The following is a 19,034-nucleotide window of genomic DNA, read 5'->3' as shown; positions in this document are numbered from 1 at the left end:
TTTGTGAATCATCTTAAGATTAAGTCATTTACAGGTGAAGAGGTGTGGGGAATGAAAAAGCTATTATTATTAACAACAGGGGGAACCATTGCTTCAGTTGAAGGAGAAAATGGACTTTCACCAGCTGTACAAGCAGATGAGCTGTTGAGTTATGTATCAGAGCTTGATAATGATTACACGATGGAAACAAAATCACTCATGAATCTTGATAGTACAAACATGCAGCCTGAAGATTGGGTGAAGATGGCGAACGCTGTGAAGGAAGATTACGATGAATATGATGGATTTGTCATTACGCACGGAACAGACACAATGGCTTATACATCTGCAGCCCTTTCTTATATGCTTCAGCATGCAAGAAAGCCAATCGTTATTACAGGTTCACAAATTCCTATTACGTTTAAGAAAACAGATGCCAAGAAGAACATCACAGATGCTATTCGTTTTGCTTGTGAAGGTGTTGGAGGAGTTTATGTTGTCTTTGATGGCCGCGTTATTCAAGGAACAAGAGCGATTAAGTTAAGAACGAAAAGCTATGATGCTTTTGAAAGTATTAATTATCCTTATATAGCGTTTATAAATGAAGATGGCATTGAATACAACAAAAAAATAAAGGAAGAACAGCATAAATTTACAGTTGATACGTCTCTTTGTACAGATGTTCTTTTGCTAAGATTGCATCCAGGATTAAAACCTGAAATGTTTGATGCTTTAAAAGGCCTTTACAAAGGTATTGTGATTGAAAGTTATGGAAGCGGTGGCATTCCGTTTGAAGAACGCAATATTTTAGAAAAAATTAATGAGCTTGTTGAGAGTGGGGTAGTTGTTGTTATTACAACTCAATGTTTAGAAGAAGGCGAAGATATGAGTATCTATGAAGTTGGTAGACGTGTTAATCAAGATCTTATCATTCGTTCTCGAAATATGAATACAGAAGCTATTGTACCAAAACTTATGTGGGCATTAGGACAATCTCCGGATTTACATGAAGTTAAGCGTATTATGGAAACACCTGTTGCTGATGATGTTGTTTTATAAAAATTTTTAAGCTAATAGGGGAGAAAGAGGGTTTTACACATGGTAGAAATTCAAGAAAAACATCGTATAGAAAAAGACTTTCTTGGTGAAAAGAGAATTGAAAAAGATGCATATTACGGCATTCAAACACTGCGTGCATCAGAAAACTTTCCAATTACAGGATACCGCATTCATGAAGAAATGATTAAAGCATTAGCCGTTGTGAAAAAATCAGCAGCTCTTGCGAACATGGATGTGAAACGTCTCTATGCAGGACTTGGCAATGCTATTGTTCAAGCAGCAGATGAAATTCTAGAAGGCAAGTGGCACGATCAGTTTATTGTTGACCCTATTCAAGGTGGAGCAGGAACATCTATGAATATGAATGCTAATGAAGTAATTGGAAATAGAGCACTCGAAATTTTAGGTCACAATAAAGGAGAGTACAATCATTTAAGCCCGAACTCTCACGTGAATATGTCACAGTCAACAAATGATGTTTTTCCAACAGCTATTCATATTTCTACATTGAAAATGCTTCAAAAGCTCCTTGAAACGATGGAGTACATGCAAGGAGAATTTAAGAAAAAAGCGGTAGAGTTTGATTCTGTGATTAAAATGGGTCGAACACACCTTCAAGATGCCGTGCCAATTCGACTTGGTCAAGAGTTTGAAGCGTATAGCCGCGTTTTAGAGCGCGATATGAAGCGGATTAAGCAATCTCGTCAGCACCTTTATGAAGTAAATATGGGAGCAACAGCTGTTGGAACAGGATTAAACGCAAATCCAAAATACATTAAATCTGTTGTGAAACATTTAGCGCGTATTAGTGATTTACCTCTTGTGACAGCGGATCATCTTGTTGATGCAACACAGAATACTGATGCTTATACAGAAGTATCAGCAGCTCTTAAAGTATGTATGATGAACATGTCTAAAATTGCGAATGACCTTCGTCTAATGGCTTCAGGTCCAAGAGCAGGTTTAAATGAGATTAACCTTCCTGCCCGCCAACCTGGTTCATCAATCATGCCGGGCAAAGTAAATCCTGTTATGCCAGAACTTATCAACCAAATTGCGTTCCAAGTGATTGGAAACGACAATACCATTTGCTTAGCTTCTGAAGCAGGTCAGCTTGAATTAAATGTTATGGAGCCAGTGCTTGTCTTTAATTTACTTCAATCTATTAGCATTATGAACAATGGATTCCGTTCATTTACAGATCATTGCTTGAAAGGAATCCAAGCAAACGAAGCTCGTATGACAGAGTATGTGGAAAAAAGTGTTGGTATTATTACAGCAGTAAACCCACATCTTGGCTATGAACCAGCGGCACGTATTGCGAGAGAAGCCATTTTAACAGGTAAGTCTGTTCGAGAACTTTGCTTGCAAAATGATGTATTAACAGAAGAAGAGCTTGATGTTATTTTAAATCCTTTTGAAATGACGAAACCAGGAATTGCTGGGGAAGAGCTTTTTGATAAGGAATAAAAGGAAAATTGTAATATTTAGTCTATACAGGACGTATGGACTAAATGTTGCAAGCTTGGGGATGAGGAAGTATAGTAATATACGTTACATCAGTATTAAATGTAAGCGTTTTACTATTATTTTCAACTAGGGGGATTATGCATGAAGGAAGTAAGATTACCAACAATACCTGAAATTGTGATTATATTAGGAGCATTTCTTGCGCTTGTATTGTCATTTACGGTGTTTCTTGATTTACCAATTCAAATGGCATTATTCATATCGTGGTTTCTCGTTATTATTCTAGGTGTTCGACTCGGTCATAAGTATCAAGATTTACAAAAATCAATTATGGATGGAATTTCAAATGGATTGGAAGCTGTCTTAATTCTTGTATCTGTTGGAGCTTTAATTGGTACATGGATTGCAGGCGGGGTTGTACAACTCTTATTTATTACGGATTAGAATTCATTCATCCAAGTATCTTCTTATTAGCAACGCTTATCATTTGTTCTATTATGTCTGTTGCAACAGGAACATCATGGGGAACAGTTGGAACAGCAGGTATCGCAATGATTGCAATTGGAGAAGGACTAGGGATGCCACTTCCGCTTGTAGCGGGAGCTGTATTATCTGGTGCATATTTTGGAGACAAGCTATCACCACTATCTGATAGTACAGTACTTGCCTCATCTCTTTCAAAGGTAGATATTCTACGCCATGTGCGAGCAATGATGGTCTTGGCAATTCCTGCATATATTATTACAGCTATCTTGTTTACAATTACTGGTTTTGTGTATGGCGGAAGAAACATTGATACAGAGAAAGTAGAGTTTTTAAAATCTTCATTACAAAAACATTTTGATATAGGAATTTGGATGCTGATTCCGGCTATTATTGTTGTTGTACTATTAGCATTAAAAAAACCATCAATGCCTGTTATTGTTATTGGTGCTCTATTAGGGGCTATTTGGGCATCTGTATTTCAAGGTATGGATTTTGCGGATGCAATCAATACAGCTTACAAAGGTTTTTCAATTGATACTGGTGTAGAGTTTATGGACGGTATCCTAAATCGCGGTGGTATTGTTGGTATGCTTGATACACTTGTTGTTATTATATTTGGTTTAGGATTTGGTGGTCTCTTAGAAAAGCTAGGAGTATTACAAGTTATTGTAGCAACGTTCGAAAAGAAACTAACATCTGCAGGAAACGTGACTTTGTCAACTTTAATTGTAGCATTTCTAGGAAATGTATTAGGTTGTGCAATGTATGTATCGTTAATCTTGACTCCAAAAATTATGGAGAACAGTTACGATAAGCTGAAGCTAGATCGCCGAATCCTATCACGTAACACAGAAGTGGGGGGCACATTGACTTCTGGGATGGTTCCGTGGTCTGATAATGGTATATATATGGCAGGTATCCTTGGAGTTTCGACATTTGCATATTTACCATTTATGTGGCTTAGCTTTGTAGCATTAGGGCTTGCACTTATTTATGGCTATACAGGAAAGTTCATTTGGTATAATGAAAATGATGTAAACTCATCAGAAGGATATAAGGGAGAGAAAGTTTCAAATGGTTAGTAAACATATGATTCGAACACTTATGATTGAAACACCTACTGTTCCTGGGAATCTAGGAAAAGTAGCAACGGCAATTGGCCTTGTAGGAGCAGACATCGGTGAAGTTGAAACCGTAAAAGTTGGTCCAACTTATACGATGCGTAATATTACTGTACAAGTAGAAACAGAAGAACAGTTAAATGAAATTATTACAGCAATCGAAGGGTTAGAAGAGGGCATTAAGCTTCATACCGTTTCAGACGAAGTTCTTTCAGCACATGAAGGCGGGAAGATTGCGATGAAGAGTAAGATGCCAATCAAGTCTTTAGCAGAACTGCGCCGTGTGTACACACCGGGCGTTGCTGATGTTTGTAGCCTTATTGAAAGAGAACCAGATAAAGCTGAAATCTACACAACCATTAATAACTCTGTAGCAATTGTAACAGATGGAACAGCAATTCTTGGGCTTGGAAATATCGGTCCTGTTGCAGGAATGCCTGTTATGGAAGGGAAGGCTGCTCTTTTTGACCAGCTAGCAGGAATTAGTGGCGTGCCTATTTTACTTGATACAACAGATCCGGAAGAAATTATTCGTACAGTAAAAAATATCGCACCTGGTTTTGGCGGAATTCTTCTTGAAGATATTGGTTCACCACATTGCTTTGAAGTGGAAGATTGTTTAAAAGAAGAATTAAACATCCCTGTTATGCATGATGATCAACATGGTACCGCAGTTGTTACACTTGCAGCAGCTATTTCTGCTTGTAAGAGCGCAGGCATTGACTTGAAAGAAGCAAAAGTAGGACAAATTGGTCTTGGCGCTGCAGGCGTTGCGATTTGTCGTATGTTTATGGCATATGGGGTTCAAGCTGTTTATGGAACAGACAAATCAGAAATGGCAATGAATCGCTTAAAAGAATATGGTGGACAAACTTCATCAAACATTGAAGAGCTAATGGAAACGTGTGATATTGTTATTGCAACAACAGGTGTTCCTGGTCTTATTAAAAAAGAGTTTGTTAGAAGTGGACAAGTTATTCTAGCTTTATCAAACCCAAGACCAGAAATTGAGCCTGAAGTAGCATTAGAAGCTGGCGCTGCATATGCTGCAGATGGACGCTCTGTTAATAATGTTCTTGGTTTCCCAGGAATTTTTAGAGGAGCTCTTAATGCTAAAAGTAAAGTAGTGAACCACGAGATGCTTGTTGCTGCAGCAGAAGCAATTGCTTCTTGTACAAAACATGGAGATCTTGTACCAGATCCGCTTCAACCGGAAGTACATGAGAAAGTAGCAGAAGAAGTAGAACGTGTAGCACGCCGCGTTTATGTAGGCGTATAAATAAGCGAAAAAACGACGTAGAATCTTGTCTGCGTCGTTTTTTTATTAAAAAATCAGGTTGATTATATAAGCATATGGTTATATGATGTTTTATATAAGAGAATGCTTATATAAAGGAGGAAGAAGGATGATGAATCAAGAGCCGAGCATTGAAGGTGCAGCAGCAGTTCTTAAAATTTTGGGTGATAAAACGCGCTTATCTATAATGAAAGTTCTCGAAGGAGGGGAACGGTGCGTATGTGAGCTTGTTGAATTATATGACATAAGTCAGCCTGCTATAAGTCAACATTTAAAAAGAATGCGTGACATTGGTCTTGTGAAAGAAAAAAGAAGAGGACAGTGGATGTTTTATAGTCTTAACAGTGAAAGTGCTGACTATGAGTGGATTTCCACTATTCTTAAACATCTTCCACATGAAGAAGAGCGCTTAGACAAGCTTCGAAATAAAGAATTAAATATTTGCTGTGAATAGCAGGAGGAAACAACAATGATATCCGCAATTTTAGCATCTGTTATTTTTTTACTTACTTTAATTTTTGTAATATGGCAGCCACGAAATCTTTCTATCGGATGGTCTGCATGTGGAGGTGCTGTTGTTGCTCTTCTTGCAGGTGTCGTGGACTTTGAAGATGTTATCGATGTAACGTCTATTGTTTGGAATGCCACGTTAACATTTGTCGCTATTATTCTCATCTCTCTTATCTTAGATGAAATTGGTTTTTTTGAATGGGCTGCTCTTCATATGGCAAAAGCCGCAAAAGGGAAAGGCGTGCGCATGTTTATTTATGTAGCGGTGTTAGGGGCAGTAGTTTCGGCTCTTTTTGCGAATGATGGAGGAGCTCTTATTCTTACACCGATCGTTCTGGCAATGGTTCGGAATTTAAATTTTAGTGAAAAGATTGTTTTTCCGTTTATTATTGCAAGTGGTTTTATTGCAGACACAACGTCTCTTCCGTTTGTTGTAAGCAATCTTGTTAATATCGTTTCAGCAGACTACTTTGCCATTGGCTTTATTGAATATGCTTCACGAATGATTATTCCAAACCTTTTTTCACTAGTAGCTAGCATTACTGTTTTATATTTATACTTTCGTAAAAGCATTCCAAAGTCATACGATCTCTCTGTATTAAAAAGCCCTAAAGAAGCAATTAAAGATAAAAGAATGTTTAAAATCTCATGGTCAGTTTTAGCTGTTCTTCTAGTTGGATACTTTACAAGTGAATTCATCCATATTCCTGTCTCCATTATTGCCGGAATTGTGGCTCTTGTATTTTTAATGCTTGCAAGGAAAAGTCCATTTGTATCAACGAAAAAGGTTGTAAAAGGTGCACCGTGGGCAATCGTTTTTTTCTCAGTCGGGATGTATGTTGTTGTCTATGGGCTTCGGAATGCAGGATTAACTTCTATTCTTGCCAAGGCTATTGAGTGGACAATGGATGGAGGTCTATTTGGAGCAACAATCGGAATGGGCTTTATTGCAGCTATTCTTTCGTCTGTTATGAATAACTTGCCAACCGTCATGATTGATGCCATTGCTATCCATGATACAAGTGCTACAGGGGTTATGAAGGAGGCGCTTATCTATGCGAACGTAATTGGCTCTGATTTAGGACCGAAAATTACTCCAATTGGTTCGTTGGCAACCTTATTATGGCTTCATGTTTTAAGTTTAAAAGGGGTAAAGATTTCATGGGGTACGTATTTCAAAACAGGAATTGTTCTCACTGTTCCAACGCTATTTTTTACTTTATTAGGATTGTATCTTTGGTTACACATTATTTCGTAAAAGGAGAAACAAAACATGTCTAAAAAAACAATTTATTTTTTATGTACAGGAAACTCTTGTCGCAGCCAAATGGCTGAAGGATGGGGAAGGAAGTATTTAGGAGAAAGTTGGAATGTTTATAGTGCGGGAATTGAAGCACATGGGCTGAACCCACGTGCTGTGAAAGCGATGAAAGAAGTTGGTGTAGATATTTCAAACCAAACATCTGACATTATCGATAAAAGTATCTTAAATAGTGCTGATCTAGTTGTAACACTTTGCGGAGATGCGGCTGATAAATGCCCAATAACTCCGCCAAATGTAAAGCGTGAACATTGGGGCTTTGATGATCCAGCGAAAGCAGAAGGAACAGATGAAGAGAAATGGGCCTACTTTCAACGTGTTCGCGATGAAATTAAGGAGAGAATAGAAACGTTCTCTAATGAAGGGAAATAGGAAAAAGGCTGTGAACAACTTCGTAGCTTTTTTATACAAAATATGCGAAAAATCAGTTTTCATTCAGGGAGAGACTTGTTAAAATTAGGGAGGCAACGACAATCTCTTTAGGAGAAAGGATGCGAAAATATGTTTAAAAAGATGGCTTCAGATGCATTAGGATTATCAGACGTTGGGAAAATTATCAGTCCTGCTGACTATGATAAAACAGATGCAGACGACTATGTAATGCATGAAGATGATGAAAAAATCTATTTTTTAATTAAAACAAAAGCTGATGAATATTGCTTCACAAATTTAGCAATCATCCATGTTGATGGAGCAAATGCTGTTTCGTCAAAGAGAACATTGAAGCGCTATCCATATACCCAACATAAAATTGGTAATGTAGTGTTAGAAACCGCAGGTAAAATTGATATGGACGTTGAAATTAAATTCACGCTTGGAAATGAAAGATTTGATATTGATGTCCAAAAGAGTCAGATTGATCAATTAAAAGATTTATATAAAGCACTTCTTCGCATTTCTGAGATTACGTATGAGAATGATCTTTATATAAACATGGCTTCGCAAAGTTTAGATAAAGCAGTTCAAGTACTGCAAAATTCAAGAACAGATGATAATGACCTTTCTAAAACATACCATGATCTAACAGACTTCGGATTTAAATGGTTAACATCTGCTCGTGAACAATATCATTTAAAAGATTATGGCGAGATTTACGAGAAATATATTAATAACTAATTTCTTTCATTGAAAAGAAGAATAGATCTTAACAAGGTTCACTTTATTTTAAAGTGGACCTTGTTATGTAAAGAGAACACATTTCCAAATAGAAGAGAGGAAGGTGTATATGAAATATGGCTATCTTAAGTATGAAAAATGTTGAAGAACGAAAGGGAAATACCATTACGATTCCAAAAATGAATTTACATATTGATAAAGGGGAAATTGTTGCTATTCAATGCAATAGTGAAGTGGGAAAGAACCTATTAGGCATGCTTAGTGGAGAAATAGCAGTATTGAACGGAGAAATAACCCTTTTAGATGAGAAATACCCTTGCCCATTTCATAAGGTAGCTAATAAGATCGGAATCTTTTCATTAAATGAAGGAATGTACGAGCGCCTAACAGTTAAAGAATACTTGCAGCTATTTAAACGACTGTATGATGTTGCAATAGACGTTGAAGAATATATACATAAAGCAGGCTTAACGGAGCTTCGGCACAGTAAGATTGGCAAACTTTCTTACTCAGAGAAAAAAAGACTTCAGCTTGCTAAAACAATTTTACATCATCCGCAGTTAATCCTAATGGAGGAACCTGATCAAAACTTAGATATTGAGAGCAAATTTATTATCCAACAGGTGATTAAAGAGCTTGCAGCACAAGGTACTTCTTTTCTTATTACAACAAGTAATTTTGAAAGTGCTGTGCTTCTTACAAATCATGTATACAAGCTAAATGAAGATGGAATGAAAAAAATTAAAGTTGTGGAGGAGATAGAAGAAATAAGTGCAGCTTCTGATTCTGAAGTAAAGGAAGAAGAGAAAATAGTAGAAGAGATCCACCCGATTAACTTTGAGAAGATTCCAGCAAAAGTGGATGATAAAATTATTCTTTTTGATCCTACGGAAATTTCTTATGTTGAAAGCAATGAAGGGACAACATATCTTCATGTGAAAGAAGAAGTATTTCCTTGTACATATACTTTAAATGAACTGTTCAATCGTCTTCAACCATTTGGTTTTTTTAGATGTCATCGTTCGTATATTGTTAATTTACAAAAAGTACGAGAAGTTATTACATGGACAAGAAATAGCTATAGCCTTGTATTAGAAGATACCAAAAAAAGCTCGATTCCTCTTTCAAAAGGAAACTTAACAGAACTAAAACAAATTCTTAGAATCTAATTTTTACTTCCCAACATGTCGTTCTCACCTTGAAAAGGTGTTGATTCACCTTCAAAATGACTCCTTTTAAGATGTTCTATACTCTTTTTACCCTTATTTTAATGCAGGTAAGCTTATCTCTCTCTAAACTTAAAGTAACAAATACACCAAACCACATTTTAAGTTGGTTTGGTGAAAGGGAGCGAAATGGGTGGAAAACGTAATCGAAGTGAAAAACCTAGTAAAGTCTTTTGGAAATAAAACAGCTTTAAAAGACGTATCATTTAGTGTGAAAAAAGGAGAAACAATCGGATTTTTAGGGCCAAGTGGGTCAGGGAAAACAACGACAATTAAAATCCTTACAGCGCAGATTCAACCAACAGGTGGAGATGTAAAAGTGTTTAATACATCTCTTAAAAAATTAAAAGATCCTCAGTATATGAGAAAAATTGGTGTGTTAACAGATAACAGTGGTTTATATGACCGTCTTACTGTCTATGATAACTTATCTCTTTATTGTGACTTGTATGAAATAGATAAACGTCGTATTCATGAAGTTCTTGTTGATGTTAATTTAGTTGAGGAAAAGAAAACGCGTATTCAAAAACTATCAAAAGGGATGAAACAGCGCGTTACACTGGCAAGAGCTATTTTGCATAAGCCCCAATTATTGTTTCTCGACGAACCAACGTCAGCTCTAGACCCTGTAAATACTAAACATATTCACAAAGGATTGAAAAGATTAAATGCGGAAGGAACGACAATTTTTTTAACAACGCACGATATGCTTGAAGCGGAAGAGCTTTGTGATAGGGTTGCTTTTCTTCATAATGGAGAAGTTAGACTTTTTGATGCTCCTGAAAAACTGCGCAGTCAACATAGTGACTCAACCGTTTCCCTGCTTTTAAAAGGACAGCGAAAGGTTGTTGTAGAAACAAATGAAGAAGGAGCAAAAGAAATTTATAATTATATGAAACAAGGCGAGTTATTAACAATTCATTCAAATGAACCAACACTAGGAGACCTATTTGTGAAACTAACGGGGAGGGAACTGTAATGATTTTATCATATAAACGCATTCAAGCTATTTTTATGAAAGATTGGAAGGACTTAATGCGAAATAGCTATGTTCTTGTTACATTGGTTCTTCCGCTTGTTTTTGCTGTCATGTATGACAGAATGGGAGCTGGAGAAGTTGGGGCTTTGTTTGCCATCAACTTTGCTTTTGTTATTGCTGGAGCCTTTATTCAGTCAGCAATGGTTGCGGAAGAAAAAGAGAAAAATACGTTAAGAGGCTTACTGCTTTCTCCGGCAAGTATAATAGAGGTGTTTATTGGGAAAAGTCTTTTATCAGCATTTGCTACCATATTAATTATTGCTGGTTGTATCCTTTTATCAAATTATGAGATTCCTTCTCTAGGCCTTTTTATTCTTCTTTCGCTTATTAACATTATTACGTTTGTTGGAATAGGGACAATGCTTGGTTTAGTGTCAAAAACTGTTATGGAAACTTCTATCATTGGTATGCCTATATTAATTGTTTTTGGAATGGCATCACAAATAAAGCTAATGATAGAAAATGAAACGATCTTAAATATTATAGAATACTTGCCAAGTGAGCAATTTTCAACGGCGTTGATTGAACTTAGCAAAGGATCCGAATTGGTTGATATTACTAAAAACATAGCTATATTAGGAATATGGGCTATTGTTGCCGTTGTGGCTACTATTATCACATACAAAAAACGTCGCTTTGACTAAAAAAACCTGCTTAGGGCTTGTCCTCTAAGCAGGTTTTTGTTTATTAGCTGAAAATCTCATCAATTGCTTTAACTTCTTGTGAAGATAGTTCAACATTTAATGTTTGTAGGTTTGATTCAATTTGTGCTGGCTTTTTCGCACCAGGAATAACTAAGTCAATCGCATCACGTGTTAAGTACCATGCAAGCACAACGTTTGCCATGTCCTGAGGCTTTTTATCGACGATTTCACGAAGTTTTTCTACTTTTGCAAGGCTTTCTTGGAACTTCTCACCTTGGAATAAAGGCATATCTGCACGCAAGTCATTAAACTTTGTGTTTTTGTCATACTTACCAGCTAAAAGTCCTGCTGCAAGCGGGAAGTATGGAACGAAAGAAATGCCGTTCTCTGCTGCATATGGAAGCAGTTCTTTTTCTGCATCACGTTGGAAAAGGTTGTATTCACCTTGGTAAACATCAACATAGCCATCTTTGTTTGCTTCTTTTAACTGTTCTAGAGAGAAGTTTGAAACACCAATAGAGCGGATTTTACCTTGGTCTTTTAGTTCTTTTAGCGCGCCAACAGCTTCATCTTTTGGCGTATCTTCGTCTGGAAAATGAATATAAAATAAGTCAATGTAGTCTGTTTGCAAGCGTTGTAAGCTATCCTCTACACATTGTTTTAAAAAGCTTGGTGAATTATCAAGAACAGTGTCATCACCAACAAATTTATGAGCGCCTTTTGTTGCGATGATAACGTCGCTACGATTCCCTCTTTCTTGTAATACTTCGCCAATTAATTCTTCTGAACGTTTTGGACCGTAAATGAAAGCTGTATCTAGCAGTGTAATTCCTTTGTCTAAAGCTGTACGAACAAGGTCTTTGCCGACTTCTTCATCAAGGTTTGGATAAAGGTTATGTCCTCCAACAGCATTAGCACCAAATCCAATTGGGTTTGCATATAAATCTGTTTTTCCAATTTGTACTTTTTTAGTCATTATATTCATCTCCTTTTCGATTTTATTATAACGCTTTTAGAGCTTTTCGTTTAGCATTTTGCCTGGCCAAGTGTATGCCATATGACCGCCGTCTACTGTCACATATTCACCTGTCACATATGAGCTATCATCAGAAGCTAGGAAAAGAACAACGCCTGCAACTTCTTCAGGGGTGCCAAGTCTGCCCATTGGATCCACCCATTTATATGCTTCGCGAAATTTCTTTCCTGCTTTTGATCCCATTAAATCATCCAGAAGAGGGGTTTCAATTGTTCCTGGTGCAATTGCGTTAACGCGAATTCCATTTCTCGCATAGTCAATGGCCATCGCTCTTGTTAAGTTCGTAATACCGCCTTTCGCTGCATTATAACCTGAGCGGTCAAGGTCTGCTGCAAGGCCTGACACAGAGGAGTTATTAATAATTGAACCGCCTTCTTCAAGCATAAGTGGAATAAGATATTTACTAACAAGGAACGTACCTCGTAAGTCAACAGACATTAATTTATCCCACAATTCAACAGGATACTCATGAAGCCTTCCACCTTCTGTATCTGTTCCAGCATTATTGAATAAAATATCGATTGTTCCAAACTTTTCTTTCATCTCATTAGCAAACTTCATTACTTCATCTTGATTTGAAATATCTAGATGGTAAGCATATGCTTGTCCACCTTGCTTATTAATATGATCTACAACCTCTTTTACCGCATCTTTTTTAATATCAGCACAAATAACGACTGCTCCTTCTGTGGAGAATCGTTCTGCTGTTGCCTTTCCAATACCAGAGCTCGCTCCAGTAATAATGGCTGTTTTAGATTGTAATCGACTCATACACAAAAACCTCCCTAAACGTTTCATTTCCTTCTATCAACAGGTGTACCCGAATGATTAGTTTATAAAACGTCAAAGGAGTTCTTATAGAAATGACTGTTGATCATCTTCGTGAAGGGATTGTGGCGTTTCTTCACCATGATTATTTTTCTTTATTACGTATTGAACAGTTTCAATATCTGAAGAACACGGAAGCGCATAGGTGTTTTTATATTGTTCATTTCCTTTTCCTGTTACAAATACCCAGTCACCTTTAGTGCTTTTTTCAATAGCTTCTTTAATGGCAATTGTACGGTCTTTTGTTATGCTTCCTTTCTTATTGCCAGCTTCTTTTTGCAGTTTTGTTAGCTCAAGGAGCATATCTGTAGGAGAGACTGTTATTAAATCGTCAAGCGTTAGCGTATATTCATCTGAAAGTGAGCTTGATAATTGAACCATTTCTGCACGTTTTGATTGATCACGTCCATCACGGAAGCCAAAGACGTGGCGAATCGTTTTTGCTCCACATGTTTTCGCTGCATTTAGACAATAAGAAAAAGAGTCTGCTGTGTGGGCATAGTCTACAACAATTGTTGTTCCATGATAATCAAACATCTCGAAACGCCCTGGCACCCCTTTAAATGTTTTTAAGCTAGAAAGTAGTTTCTGCTTATCTAAACCAAGTTCAACCCCTGTAATATAAGCTATTGCAGCATTGTAAATGTTATGTTCACCAGGCATATTAAGATGAATATACAATTCCTCATGGTGTTGATGAACAAGTAACGCTGAAGAGCATTGATTAGAAAGAACATGAAGCATCTTATAATCTGCATCATGAAGATGACTGAGAGAGAGAGAGTTTACTTTTTTTTGCTGTAACATTGAAAAAAGCCTTTCGCCCCATTTAGTATCGATATTTATAATGGCTTTTCCACTTTCTTTAAGCTGTTGAAAGAGGCGTGCTTTTGTTAAAAAGTATTCTTCAAGACTACCATGATAATCAAGATGATCATGACTTAAGTTCGTAAACAAGCAAGCATCAAATGCAAGTCCTTCTACGCGGGCTTGTGCTAGGGCGTGTGATGAAACTTCCATAATGACGACATCATCGTTACTTTCAGAAAGAATACGGTTTAGTTCTAAACTATCTGGTGTTGTTGCTATTGAAGGGCGATTTTCTCCATTAATGATGTTCATAACAGAGCCAATCATTGTACAGCTTAACCCTTGTTCTTCAAAAAGGTGCTTTAAGATAAATGTTGTTGTCGTTTTTCCATTTGTACCTGTTACACCAATCATCATATGCTTTTTGGAAGGGTTATGATAAAAATTCGAAGAAAGTTTAGCAAGTGATTCACGGCTATTTCTAACACGAAAATAAGGAACGGGAAGGGGGGACTTCATCTCTTTTTCCCCAACAATAGCCACTGCTCCTCTATTGATTGCATCCTCAATGTACTGATGACCATCAAACTGTCCGCCTGAGATGGCTACGAAAAGAGAGTCGTTTTGTACCTTCTTAGAATTAAAAGAAATAGAGCGAATCTCTAAATGAGGAATTTGAGGTTGAAGTAAAAACTCTATGTCTTGTAAAACGTCCCTTATGTTCATGTTTTACCTCCTTGCTATCTATTTAGTAACGTTATTTTGTGAAGAAAGAGCGTTCTGTATACAAGAAATATAGGGAATATGACATTTGTCATACTCTCTATATGACATGTGCTACTACAAGCTAATTTTTTTCTTCTTTATAATGAAAGACAACGATGAGGGAAGGAATTAAAAATATGAATAAACAAAAGCAATTAAGAAAAGATGTATCTCCTTATGAGAAAGCGGACACAAAGGCAAGTGTTAGACAATTAGTAAATACACTTGTTCCGTTTTTTGCTTTATGGTTTCTTGCTTATCAATCTTTAGACATTTCTTATCTACTTACGCTTGCTTTCACTGTTATTGCGGCGGGGTTTCTTACACGAATTTTTATTATTTTTCATGACTGTTGTCACCATTCGTTCTTTAAAAATCGACGTTACAATAAAATTGTAGGAACTATAACTGGGATTATGACGCTTTTCCCTTACAATCAGTGGGCACATAGCCACGCTATTCACCATGCTACAAGCGGAAATTTAGATAAACGTGGCGTTGGGGATATGTGGGTGCTTACAGTAAACGAATATAAGGAAGCTTCTTTTTGGACCAAAGTGGCGTACCGTTTGTACCGAAATCCGCTTATCATGTTTGGACTTGGACCAACATACGTGTTCCTTTTAACAAACCGCTTTAATAAAAAAGGAGCAAAGAAGAAAGAAAGATGGAACACATATATTACAAACATTGCGATTGCACTCATTGTGACACTTTGCTGTGTTACACTCGGATGGCAGAACTTTTTGCTAGTACAAGGTCCCATTTTCTTGATCTCAGGAACAATTGGTGTTTGGCTCTTTTATGTACAGCATCAATTTGAAGATTCCTATTTTGAAGAAGATGAGCATTGGAATTATGTTCAAGCTGCTGTTGAAGGGAGCTCGTTTTATAAACTTCCAAAGCCTTTGCAATGGTTAACGGGAAATATTGGATTCCATCACGTTCATCACTTAAGTCCACGGGTGCCGAACTATAAATTAGAAGAAGTGCATAACAACACAGTTCCTCTTCAAAACGTCCCAACAATTACGTTAAAAACAAGTTTGCAATCTCTTAAGTTTCGACTATGGGATGAGGAACAGAAAACATTTATTAGTTTTCATGAGCTGAAAAGACGTTCAGTAACAGAGAAAAAAAGAAAGATTGTGGCTCAATCTAAAGTAGAGCTATAAGAAAGCTCGTTTAATACAGGTTTTTCACTGTGTTAAACGAGCTCCTTTTTTATGAGTTATAATAAGAGAATATTACATTTAAAGAGGGGTATTAATGAAAAGACGATATAGAGTATTCCAAAAGGTCACGGGTTTATCTCCGTATATTTGGAGTGTTTTTGCTATTTTACCTTTTTATTTTGTATTTCAATCTTCCTCTACTAATGAAGTGATAGCAGGGGTAGTGCTCAATATTTTGTTTTTTTTATTTTATCGTTTGGCTTTTATTTCAAAAGGATGGCCTGTTTATTTGTGGACATTTTTACTTATTAGCATTTCGATTGCACTAACGAGTATTTTCACCTATATTTATTTTGCTTTTTACTTTGCCTTTTTCCTTGCTTATTTTATTGGCCATGTTCAAAATAGGCTAATCTTTTTTACTCTTTATGGGGTTCATCTTATCAGTACATTTATATCTGTTAATTACAACACAATCATGACCGAAGAAGTGTACTTAAGACAGCTTCCTTTTATCTTTATCATTACATTAAGCGTTGTGGTGCTGCCATTTAGCATTTATAACAGAAGACAGCGTGATCGCCTTGAAGAAAAACTTGAAGATGCTAATAAACGAATTGCAGAACTAAGTAAACAAGAAGAAAGGCAGCGGATTGCAAGAGATCTTCATGATACGCTTGGACAAAAGCTTTCACTTATTGGACTGAAAAGTGATTTAGCGCGAAAATTAATTCAAAAAGACCCAGAACAAGCTAAAACAGAAATAAAAGATGTTCAGCAAACGGCAAGAACAGCTCTTAATGAAGTCCGGAAGATGGTGTCCCAAATGAGAGGGATTAAGCTGAAAGAGGAGCTTATTCGTGTTGAACAGATTTTAACAGCAGCAGATATTGATCTTGTTGTAGAGGAGCGTCTTGATGTGACTACGATTTCTCCGCTTCTTGAAAATATCTTAAGTATGTGTTTGAAAGAAGCGGTAACGAACGTTGTAAAACATAGCGGTGCATCGCTTTGTATTATTGAGACATGGAAAACTATTGATGAGAGCGGCATTACAATAAGAGATAATGGAAAAGGCTTTGATACGCATAAAAGGGCTGTAAAAGGACACGGGCTTATTGGGATGGAGGAGAGATTAGAGTTTGTGAATGGACAGCTTGAAATGGATATGGAGAGTGGAGCAACCATTAGAATTAAAGTGCCGAATATTGTAAAACAAGAAGAGAAGGGACGAGTGAGATGATTCGTATAGTCATTGCCGAAGATCAACGTATGCTTTTAGGAGCATTAGGTTCGCTTCTTAGTTTAGAAGATGATATGGAAATAGTCGGGAAAGCCTCAAACGGACAAGAAGCCGTTGCCTTAGCTCAGGAGCAGCAGCCAGATGTTTGTATTATGGATATTGAAATGCCTATAAAAACAGGTCTTGAAGCAGCTGAAGAATTAAAAGAGTCAAACTGTAAAGTGATTATTTTAACTACCTTTGCGCGTTCTGGCTATTTTCAGCGGGCATTAAAAGCAGGAGTAAGCGGCTACTTATTAAAAGATAGTCCAAGTGAAGAGCTCGCAAGCTCTATTCGCAGTATTATGAGTGGGCGGCGCATTTATGCTCCAGAGCTTATTGATGATGCATATGCAGAAGAAAATCCGCTTACAGAACGTGAAAAAGAAGTGTTAAGTCTTATTGCAGATGGAAAGAACACAAGAGAAATCGCAGACGCTCTTTCTATTAAAAATGGAACGGTTCGAAACTATATTTCAACAATCCTAGACAAACTGGAAGTGAAAAATAGAATTGAAGCTATTACACGTTTTAAAGAAAAAGGCTGGTTTAAATAAAAAAAGCGAGATGAGTGCTCATCTCGCTTTTTTGTTATGCTTTTGGCTTAAATCCTTCTTCATCTAAATATTCTAATGCTTCATCATATGTTAGAAATGATCCATCAAGGTTTAATCCTGCGTATGTGTTCCACATATCGTGTTCATACATAAGAATAAGAGAATGACCATCATCATCGATCCAATGTTCTACTTCTTCCTCTCCAGCAATAGCTTGTTCCTCAAGTGTTGGCGGAGCAAGAGATGCAATAGCTTTCCCAACGATTGTACGAAGCTCTTCTTCGGTAAAATCGCGAATATTCACCATACCTCTTTCATCAATCTCGTATTCGTCAAGATATTCACCGTAAACAAACCCATTTCCGTTCGGGTGAAGATGATATACAACATTCTTTTTATCTGTCACACTTTCTTCATAGTGGAAATTAACGCGCTTAAGCGAGACATTTTTACGCTGAAGCTGCGGAAAAGATTCAATAATAGCTAGTTTTTGTTCAAAAGTTAGCATGTGGCCTCCCAAAAAAGATATTTTTCGTTCGGTTCATTATATCACTAAGAACAGCAGAGACCAACAAGCGTTGTTAGTAGGCTTTACGTTTGAAAGAGAAGAAGCCGCAAATAAAGAAGACGAGAAAGCTTCCGCCGATAACGAAAATGAGCGTGTCCATTGGAAGAGAAAGTGAATAAACATTCTTAGTCACGCTTGAAATCATAGCAATAGCGGGCTGAGCCCATGGATAGAAAGGGCTGTAGGTTTCTGAGTTTATAACAAGCATGTTCGGCATTGTAAAAATAACGTTCAAAGCAAGAGATGCTCCAAAGCTTGCCCAAAGAGAGGCAACCCAAATTTGTAGAGTTGCGAGAGGAATAGAAGCAATAAAACCGCTCCATACGCCTTTTACCATATACTCTTCTGGTATGGCAGACCCTCCTCTAAGAGCAGAAGCAAGTGAAACACTTCCTAGAAATAGAAGCTGGATAAGAGCACAAATAATTACGATGAAAAAAAGTTTTGTAAGAAAAACGTTTCCCTTTCGAACAGGCTGAACAAGAAGCTGTTTCCACCCACCATTAAGGTGTTCATGACGACAAAGAAGTGCTACAAATATCCCAATAAGAAGAGGGAAGAACATAACGCTATGTGTTAATGCTCCGTATTGATATATGGCTACCATTATCTGTTGCTCGTTCCCTGGCGTTAACTCATCAGAAAGTGTTAAGCCTTCAATAAGAATGATAAGTGGGCTAATCAGCAATAATAGCCAAATTTTTGTGTGTTTCAACTTTAGTAATTCTGCTCTCATAAGAGATAG

Annotated in this window: 18 protein-coding genes and 1 pseudogene; 14 read left to right on the top strand and 5 right to left on the bottom strand. The window is 36.9% G+C overall.

The features are described from left to right. Positions 1 to 51: 51 nt before the first annotated feature. The 11 genes and pseudogenes from B9N79_RS18355 (at position 52) to B9N79_RS18305 (ending at position 11,268) form a co-directional block, all read left to right on the top strand. Complete coding sequence (locus B9N79_RS18355) at positions 52 to 1,038, top strand: type I asparaginase (RefSeq protein WP_019394956.1); 987 nt, start codon at positions 52 to 54, stop codon at positions 1,036 to 1,038. A 39-nt stretch (positions 1,039 to 1,077) separates the two neighbouring features. Next, positions 1,078 to 2,508: an aspartate ammonia-lyase gene (gene aspA, locus B9N79_RS18350; protein WP_085118777.1), complete on the top strand. Its 1,431-nt coding sequence runs from the start codon at positions 1,078 to 1,080 to the stop codon at positions 2,506 to 2,508. 141 nt (positions 2,509 to 2,649) lie between these two features. After that, positions 2,650 to 4,076 (top strand): annotated as a pseudogene (nhaC, locus tag B9N79_RS18345) (Na+/H+ antiporter NhaC). Beyond that, positions 4,069 to 5,394, top strand: coding sequence for an NAD-dependent malic enzyme (locus B9N79_RS18340; protein WP_046218015.1), 1,326 nt, complete (start codon positions 4,069 to 4,071; stop codon positions 5,392 to 5,394). Before nhaC ends, B9N79_RS18340 begins: the two are co-directional and overlap by 8 nt. A gap of 127 nt (positions 5,395 to 5,521) precedes the next feature. Continuing rightward, positions 5,522 to 5,866, top strand: coding sequence for an ArsR/SmtB family transcription factor (locus B9N79_RS18335; RefSeq protein WP_040060214.1), 345 nt, complete (start codon positions 5,522 to 5,524; stop codon positions 5,864 to 5,866). Positions 5,867 to 5,881: 15 nt separating this feature from the next. Continuing rightward, positions 5,882 to 7,180, top strand: coding sequence for an arsenical efflux pump membrane protein ArsB (locus tag B9N79_RS18330; protein WP_040060213.1), 1,299 nt, complete (start codon positions 5,882 to 5,884; stop codon positions 7,178 to 7,180). Between the two features lie 15 nt (positions 7,181 to 7,195). After that, a complete protein-coding gene (gene arsC / locus B9N79_RS18325) occupies positions 7,196 to 7,615 on the top strand; it encodes an arsenate reductase (thioredoxin) (RefSeq protein WP_040060211.1) in 420 nt (139 codons plus the stop codon). Positions 7,616 to 7,744: 129 nt separating this feature from the next. Beyond that, complete coding sequence (locus B9N79_RS18320; RefSeq protein ID WP_019394963.1) at positions 7,745 to 8,359, top strand: PH domain-containing protein; 615 nt, start codon at positions 7,745 to 7,747, stop codon at positions 8,357 to 8,359. Positions 8,360 to 8,475: 116 nt separating this feature from the next. Then, entirely contained in the window at positions 8,476 to 9,528 is a 1,053-nt protein-coding gene (locus B9N79_RS18315) for a LytTR family transcriptional regulator DNA-binding domain-containing protein (protein WP_048896884.1), read from the top strand. 190 nt (positions 9,529 to 9,718) lie between these two features. After that, complete coding sequence (locus B9N79_RS18310) at positions 9,719 to 10,564, top strand: ABC transporter ATP-binding protein (protein ID WP_046218014.1); 846 nt, start codon at positions 9,719 to 9,721, stop codon at positions 10,562 to 10,564. Beyond that, positions 10,564 to 11,268: an ABC transporter permease gene (locus tag B9N79_RS18305; protein ID WP_040060207.1), complete on the top strand. Its 705-nt coding sequence runs from the start codon at positions 10,564 to 10,566 to the stop codon at positions 11,266 to 11,268. Before B9N79_RS18310 ends, B9N79_RS18305 begins: the two co-directional genes overlap by 1 nt. A gap of 43 nt (positions 11,269 to 11,311) precedes the next feature. Here B9N79_RS18305 and B9N79_RS18300 read toward each other — a convergent pair whose 3' ends face one another. The 3 genes from B9N79_RS18300 to B9N79_RS18290 form a co-directional block, all read right to left on the bottom strand. Then, complete coding sequence (locus B9N79_RS18300; protein ID WP_085118774.1) at positions 11,312 to 12,244, bottom strand: aldo/keto reductase; 933 nt, start codon at positions 12,242 to 12,244, stop codon at positions 11,312 to 11,314. Between the two features lie 36 nt (positions 12,245 to 12,280). Continuing rightward, positions 12,281 to 13,075 carry an SDR family oxidoreductase gene (locus B9N79_RS18295; RefSeq protein ID WP_040060205.1) on the bottom strand — a complete coding sequence of 265 codons (795 nt, stop codon included), beginning with the start codon at positions 13,073 to 13,075 and terminating at the stop codon, positions 12,281 to 12,283. An 84-nt stretch (positions 13,076 to 13,159) separates the two neighbouring features. After that, on the bottom strand, positions 13,160 to 14,668 hold the full coding sequence (locus tag B9N79_RS18290; RefSeq protein WP_019394969.1) for a UDP-N-acetylmuramoyl-L-alanyl-D-glutamate--2,6-diaminopimelate ligase: 1,509 nt from the start codon (positions 14,666 to 14,668) through the stop codon (positions 13,160 to 13,162). Between the two features lie 176 nt (positions 14,669 to 14,844). On the opposite strand from B9N79_RS18290, the gene desA reads away from it, so the two are divergent. The 3 genes from desA (at position 14,845) to B9N79_RS18275 (ending at position 17,721) form a co-directional block, all read left to right on the top strand. After that, the gene (desA, locus tag B9N79_RS18285; RefSeq protein ID WP_094041290.1) at positions 14,845 to 15,882 is read left to right on the top strand and encodes a Delta(5) desaturase DesA; all 1,038 of its coding nucleotides are present in this window, start codon (positions 14,845 to 14,847) and stop codon (positions 15,880 to 15,882) included. Between the two features lie 94 nt (positions 15,883 to 15,976). Then, positions 15,977 to 17,125 carry a sensor histidine kinase gene (locus tag B9N79_RS18280; RefSeq protein ID WP_040060203.1) on the top strand — a complete coding sequence of 383 codons (1,149 nt, stop codon included), beginning with the start codon at positions 15,977 to 15,979 and terminating at the stop codon, positions 17,123 to 17,125. Then, positions 17,122 to 17,721: a response regulator transcription factor gene (locus tag B9N79_RS18275; protein WP_019394972.1), complete on the top strand. Its 600-nt coding sequence runs from the start codon at positions 17,122 to 17,124 to the stop codon at positions 17,719 to 17,721. The genes B9N79_RS18280 and B9N79_RS18275 overlap by 4 nt, the downstream gene beginning before the upstream one ends. Positions 17,722 to 17,755: 34 nt before the next feature. Here the strand turns inward: B9N79_RS18275 and B9N79_RS18270 are convergent, their stop codons facing one another. Continuing rightward, positions 17,756 to 18,229 (bottom strand): hypothetical protein, encoded by a 474-nt coding sequence (locus tag B9N79_RS18270; RefSeq protein ID WP_019394973.1) that lies wholly within the window; start codon positions 18,227 to 18,229, stop codon positions 17,756 to 17,758. Between the two features lie 73 nt (positions 18,230 to 18,302). After that, a complete protein-coding gene (locus B9N79_RS18265; protein WP_275080545.1) occupies positions 18,303 to 19,025 on the bottom strand; it encodes an ABC transporter permease in 723 nt (240 codons plus the stop codon). Positions 19,026 to 19,034 lie beyond the last annotated feature (9 nt).

It is taken from the genome of Priestia filamentosa (assembly GCF_900177535.1).
Taxonomy (GTDB): domain Bacteria; phylum Bacillota; class Bacilli; order Bacillales; family Bacillaceae_H; genus Bacillus_I; species Bacillus_I filamentosa.
This window is presented reverse-complemented; position numbering and strand designations above follow the sequence as displayed.

Bases quoted from the DNA above. Each gene is read 5' to 3' on its own strand.
- B9N79_RS18315 (WP_048896884.1), top strand. From the start codon at position 8,476: ATGGCTATCTTAAGTATGAAAAATGTTGAAGAACGAAAGGGAAATACC.
- B9N79_RS18305 (WP_040060207.1), top strand. From the start codon at position 10,564: ATGATTTTATCATATAAACGCATTCAAGCTATTTTTATGAAAGATTGG.
- B9N79_RS18300 (WP_085118774.1), bottom strand. From the start codon at position 12,244: ATGACTAAAAAAGTACAAATTGGAAAAACAGATTTATATGCAAACCCA.
- B9N79_RS18275 (WP_019394972.1), top strand. From the start codon at position 17,122: ATGATTCGTATAGTCATTGCCGAAGATCAACGTATGCTTTTAGGAGCA.
- B9N79_RS18290 (WP_019394969.1), bottom strand. From the start codon at position 14,668: ATGAACATAAGGGACGTTTTACAAGACATAGAGTTTTTACTTCAACCT.
- desA (WP_094041290.1), top strand. From the start codon at position 14,845: ATGAATAAACAAAAGCAATTAAGAAAAGATGTATCTCCTTATGAGAAA.
- B9N79_RS18280 (WP_040060203.1), top strand. From the start codon at position 15,977: ATGAAAAGACGATATAGAGTATTCCAAAAGGTCACGGGTTTATCTCCG.
- B9N79_RS18270 (WP_019394973.1), bottom strand. From the start codon at position 18,229: ATGCTAACTTTTGAACAAAAACTAGCTATTATTGAATCTTTTCCGCAG.
- B9N79_RS18295 (WP_040060205.1), bottom strand. From the start codon at position 13,075: ATGAGTCGATTACAATCTAAAACAGCCATTATTACTGGAGCGAGCTCT.
- B9N79_RS18335 (WP_040060214.1), top strand. From the start codon at position 5,522: ATGATGAATCAAGAGCCGAGCATTGAAGGTGCAGCAGCAGTTCTTAAA.
- B9N79_RS18320 (WP_019394963.1), top strand. From the start codon at position 7,745: ATGTTTAAAAAGATGGCTTCAGATGCATTAGGATTATCAGACGTTGGG.
- arsC (WP_040060211.1), top strand. From the start codon at position 7,196: ATGTCTAAAAAAACAATTTATTTTTTATGTACAGGAAACTCTTGTCGC.
- B9N79_RS18265 (WP_275080545.1), bottom strand. From the start codon at position 19,025: ATGAGAGCAGAATTACTAAAGTTGAAACACACAAAAATTTGGCTATTA.
- B9N79_RS18355 (WP_019394956.1), top strand. From the start codon at position 52: ATGAAAAAGCTATTATTATTAACAACAGGGGGAACCATTGCTTCAGTT.
- B9N79_RS18330 (WP_040060213.1), top strand. From the start codon at position 5,882: ATGATATCCGCAATTTTAGCATCTGTTATTTTTTTACTTACTTTAATT.
- aspA (WP_085118777.1), top strand. From the start codon at position 1,078: ATGGTAGAAATTCAAGAAAAACATCGTATAGAAAAAGACTTTCTTGGT.
- B9N79_RS18340 (WP_046218015.1), top strand. From the start codon at position 4,069: ATGGTTAGTAAACATATGATTCGAACACTTATGATTGAAACACCTACT.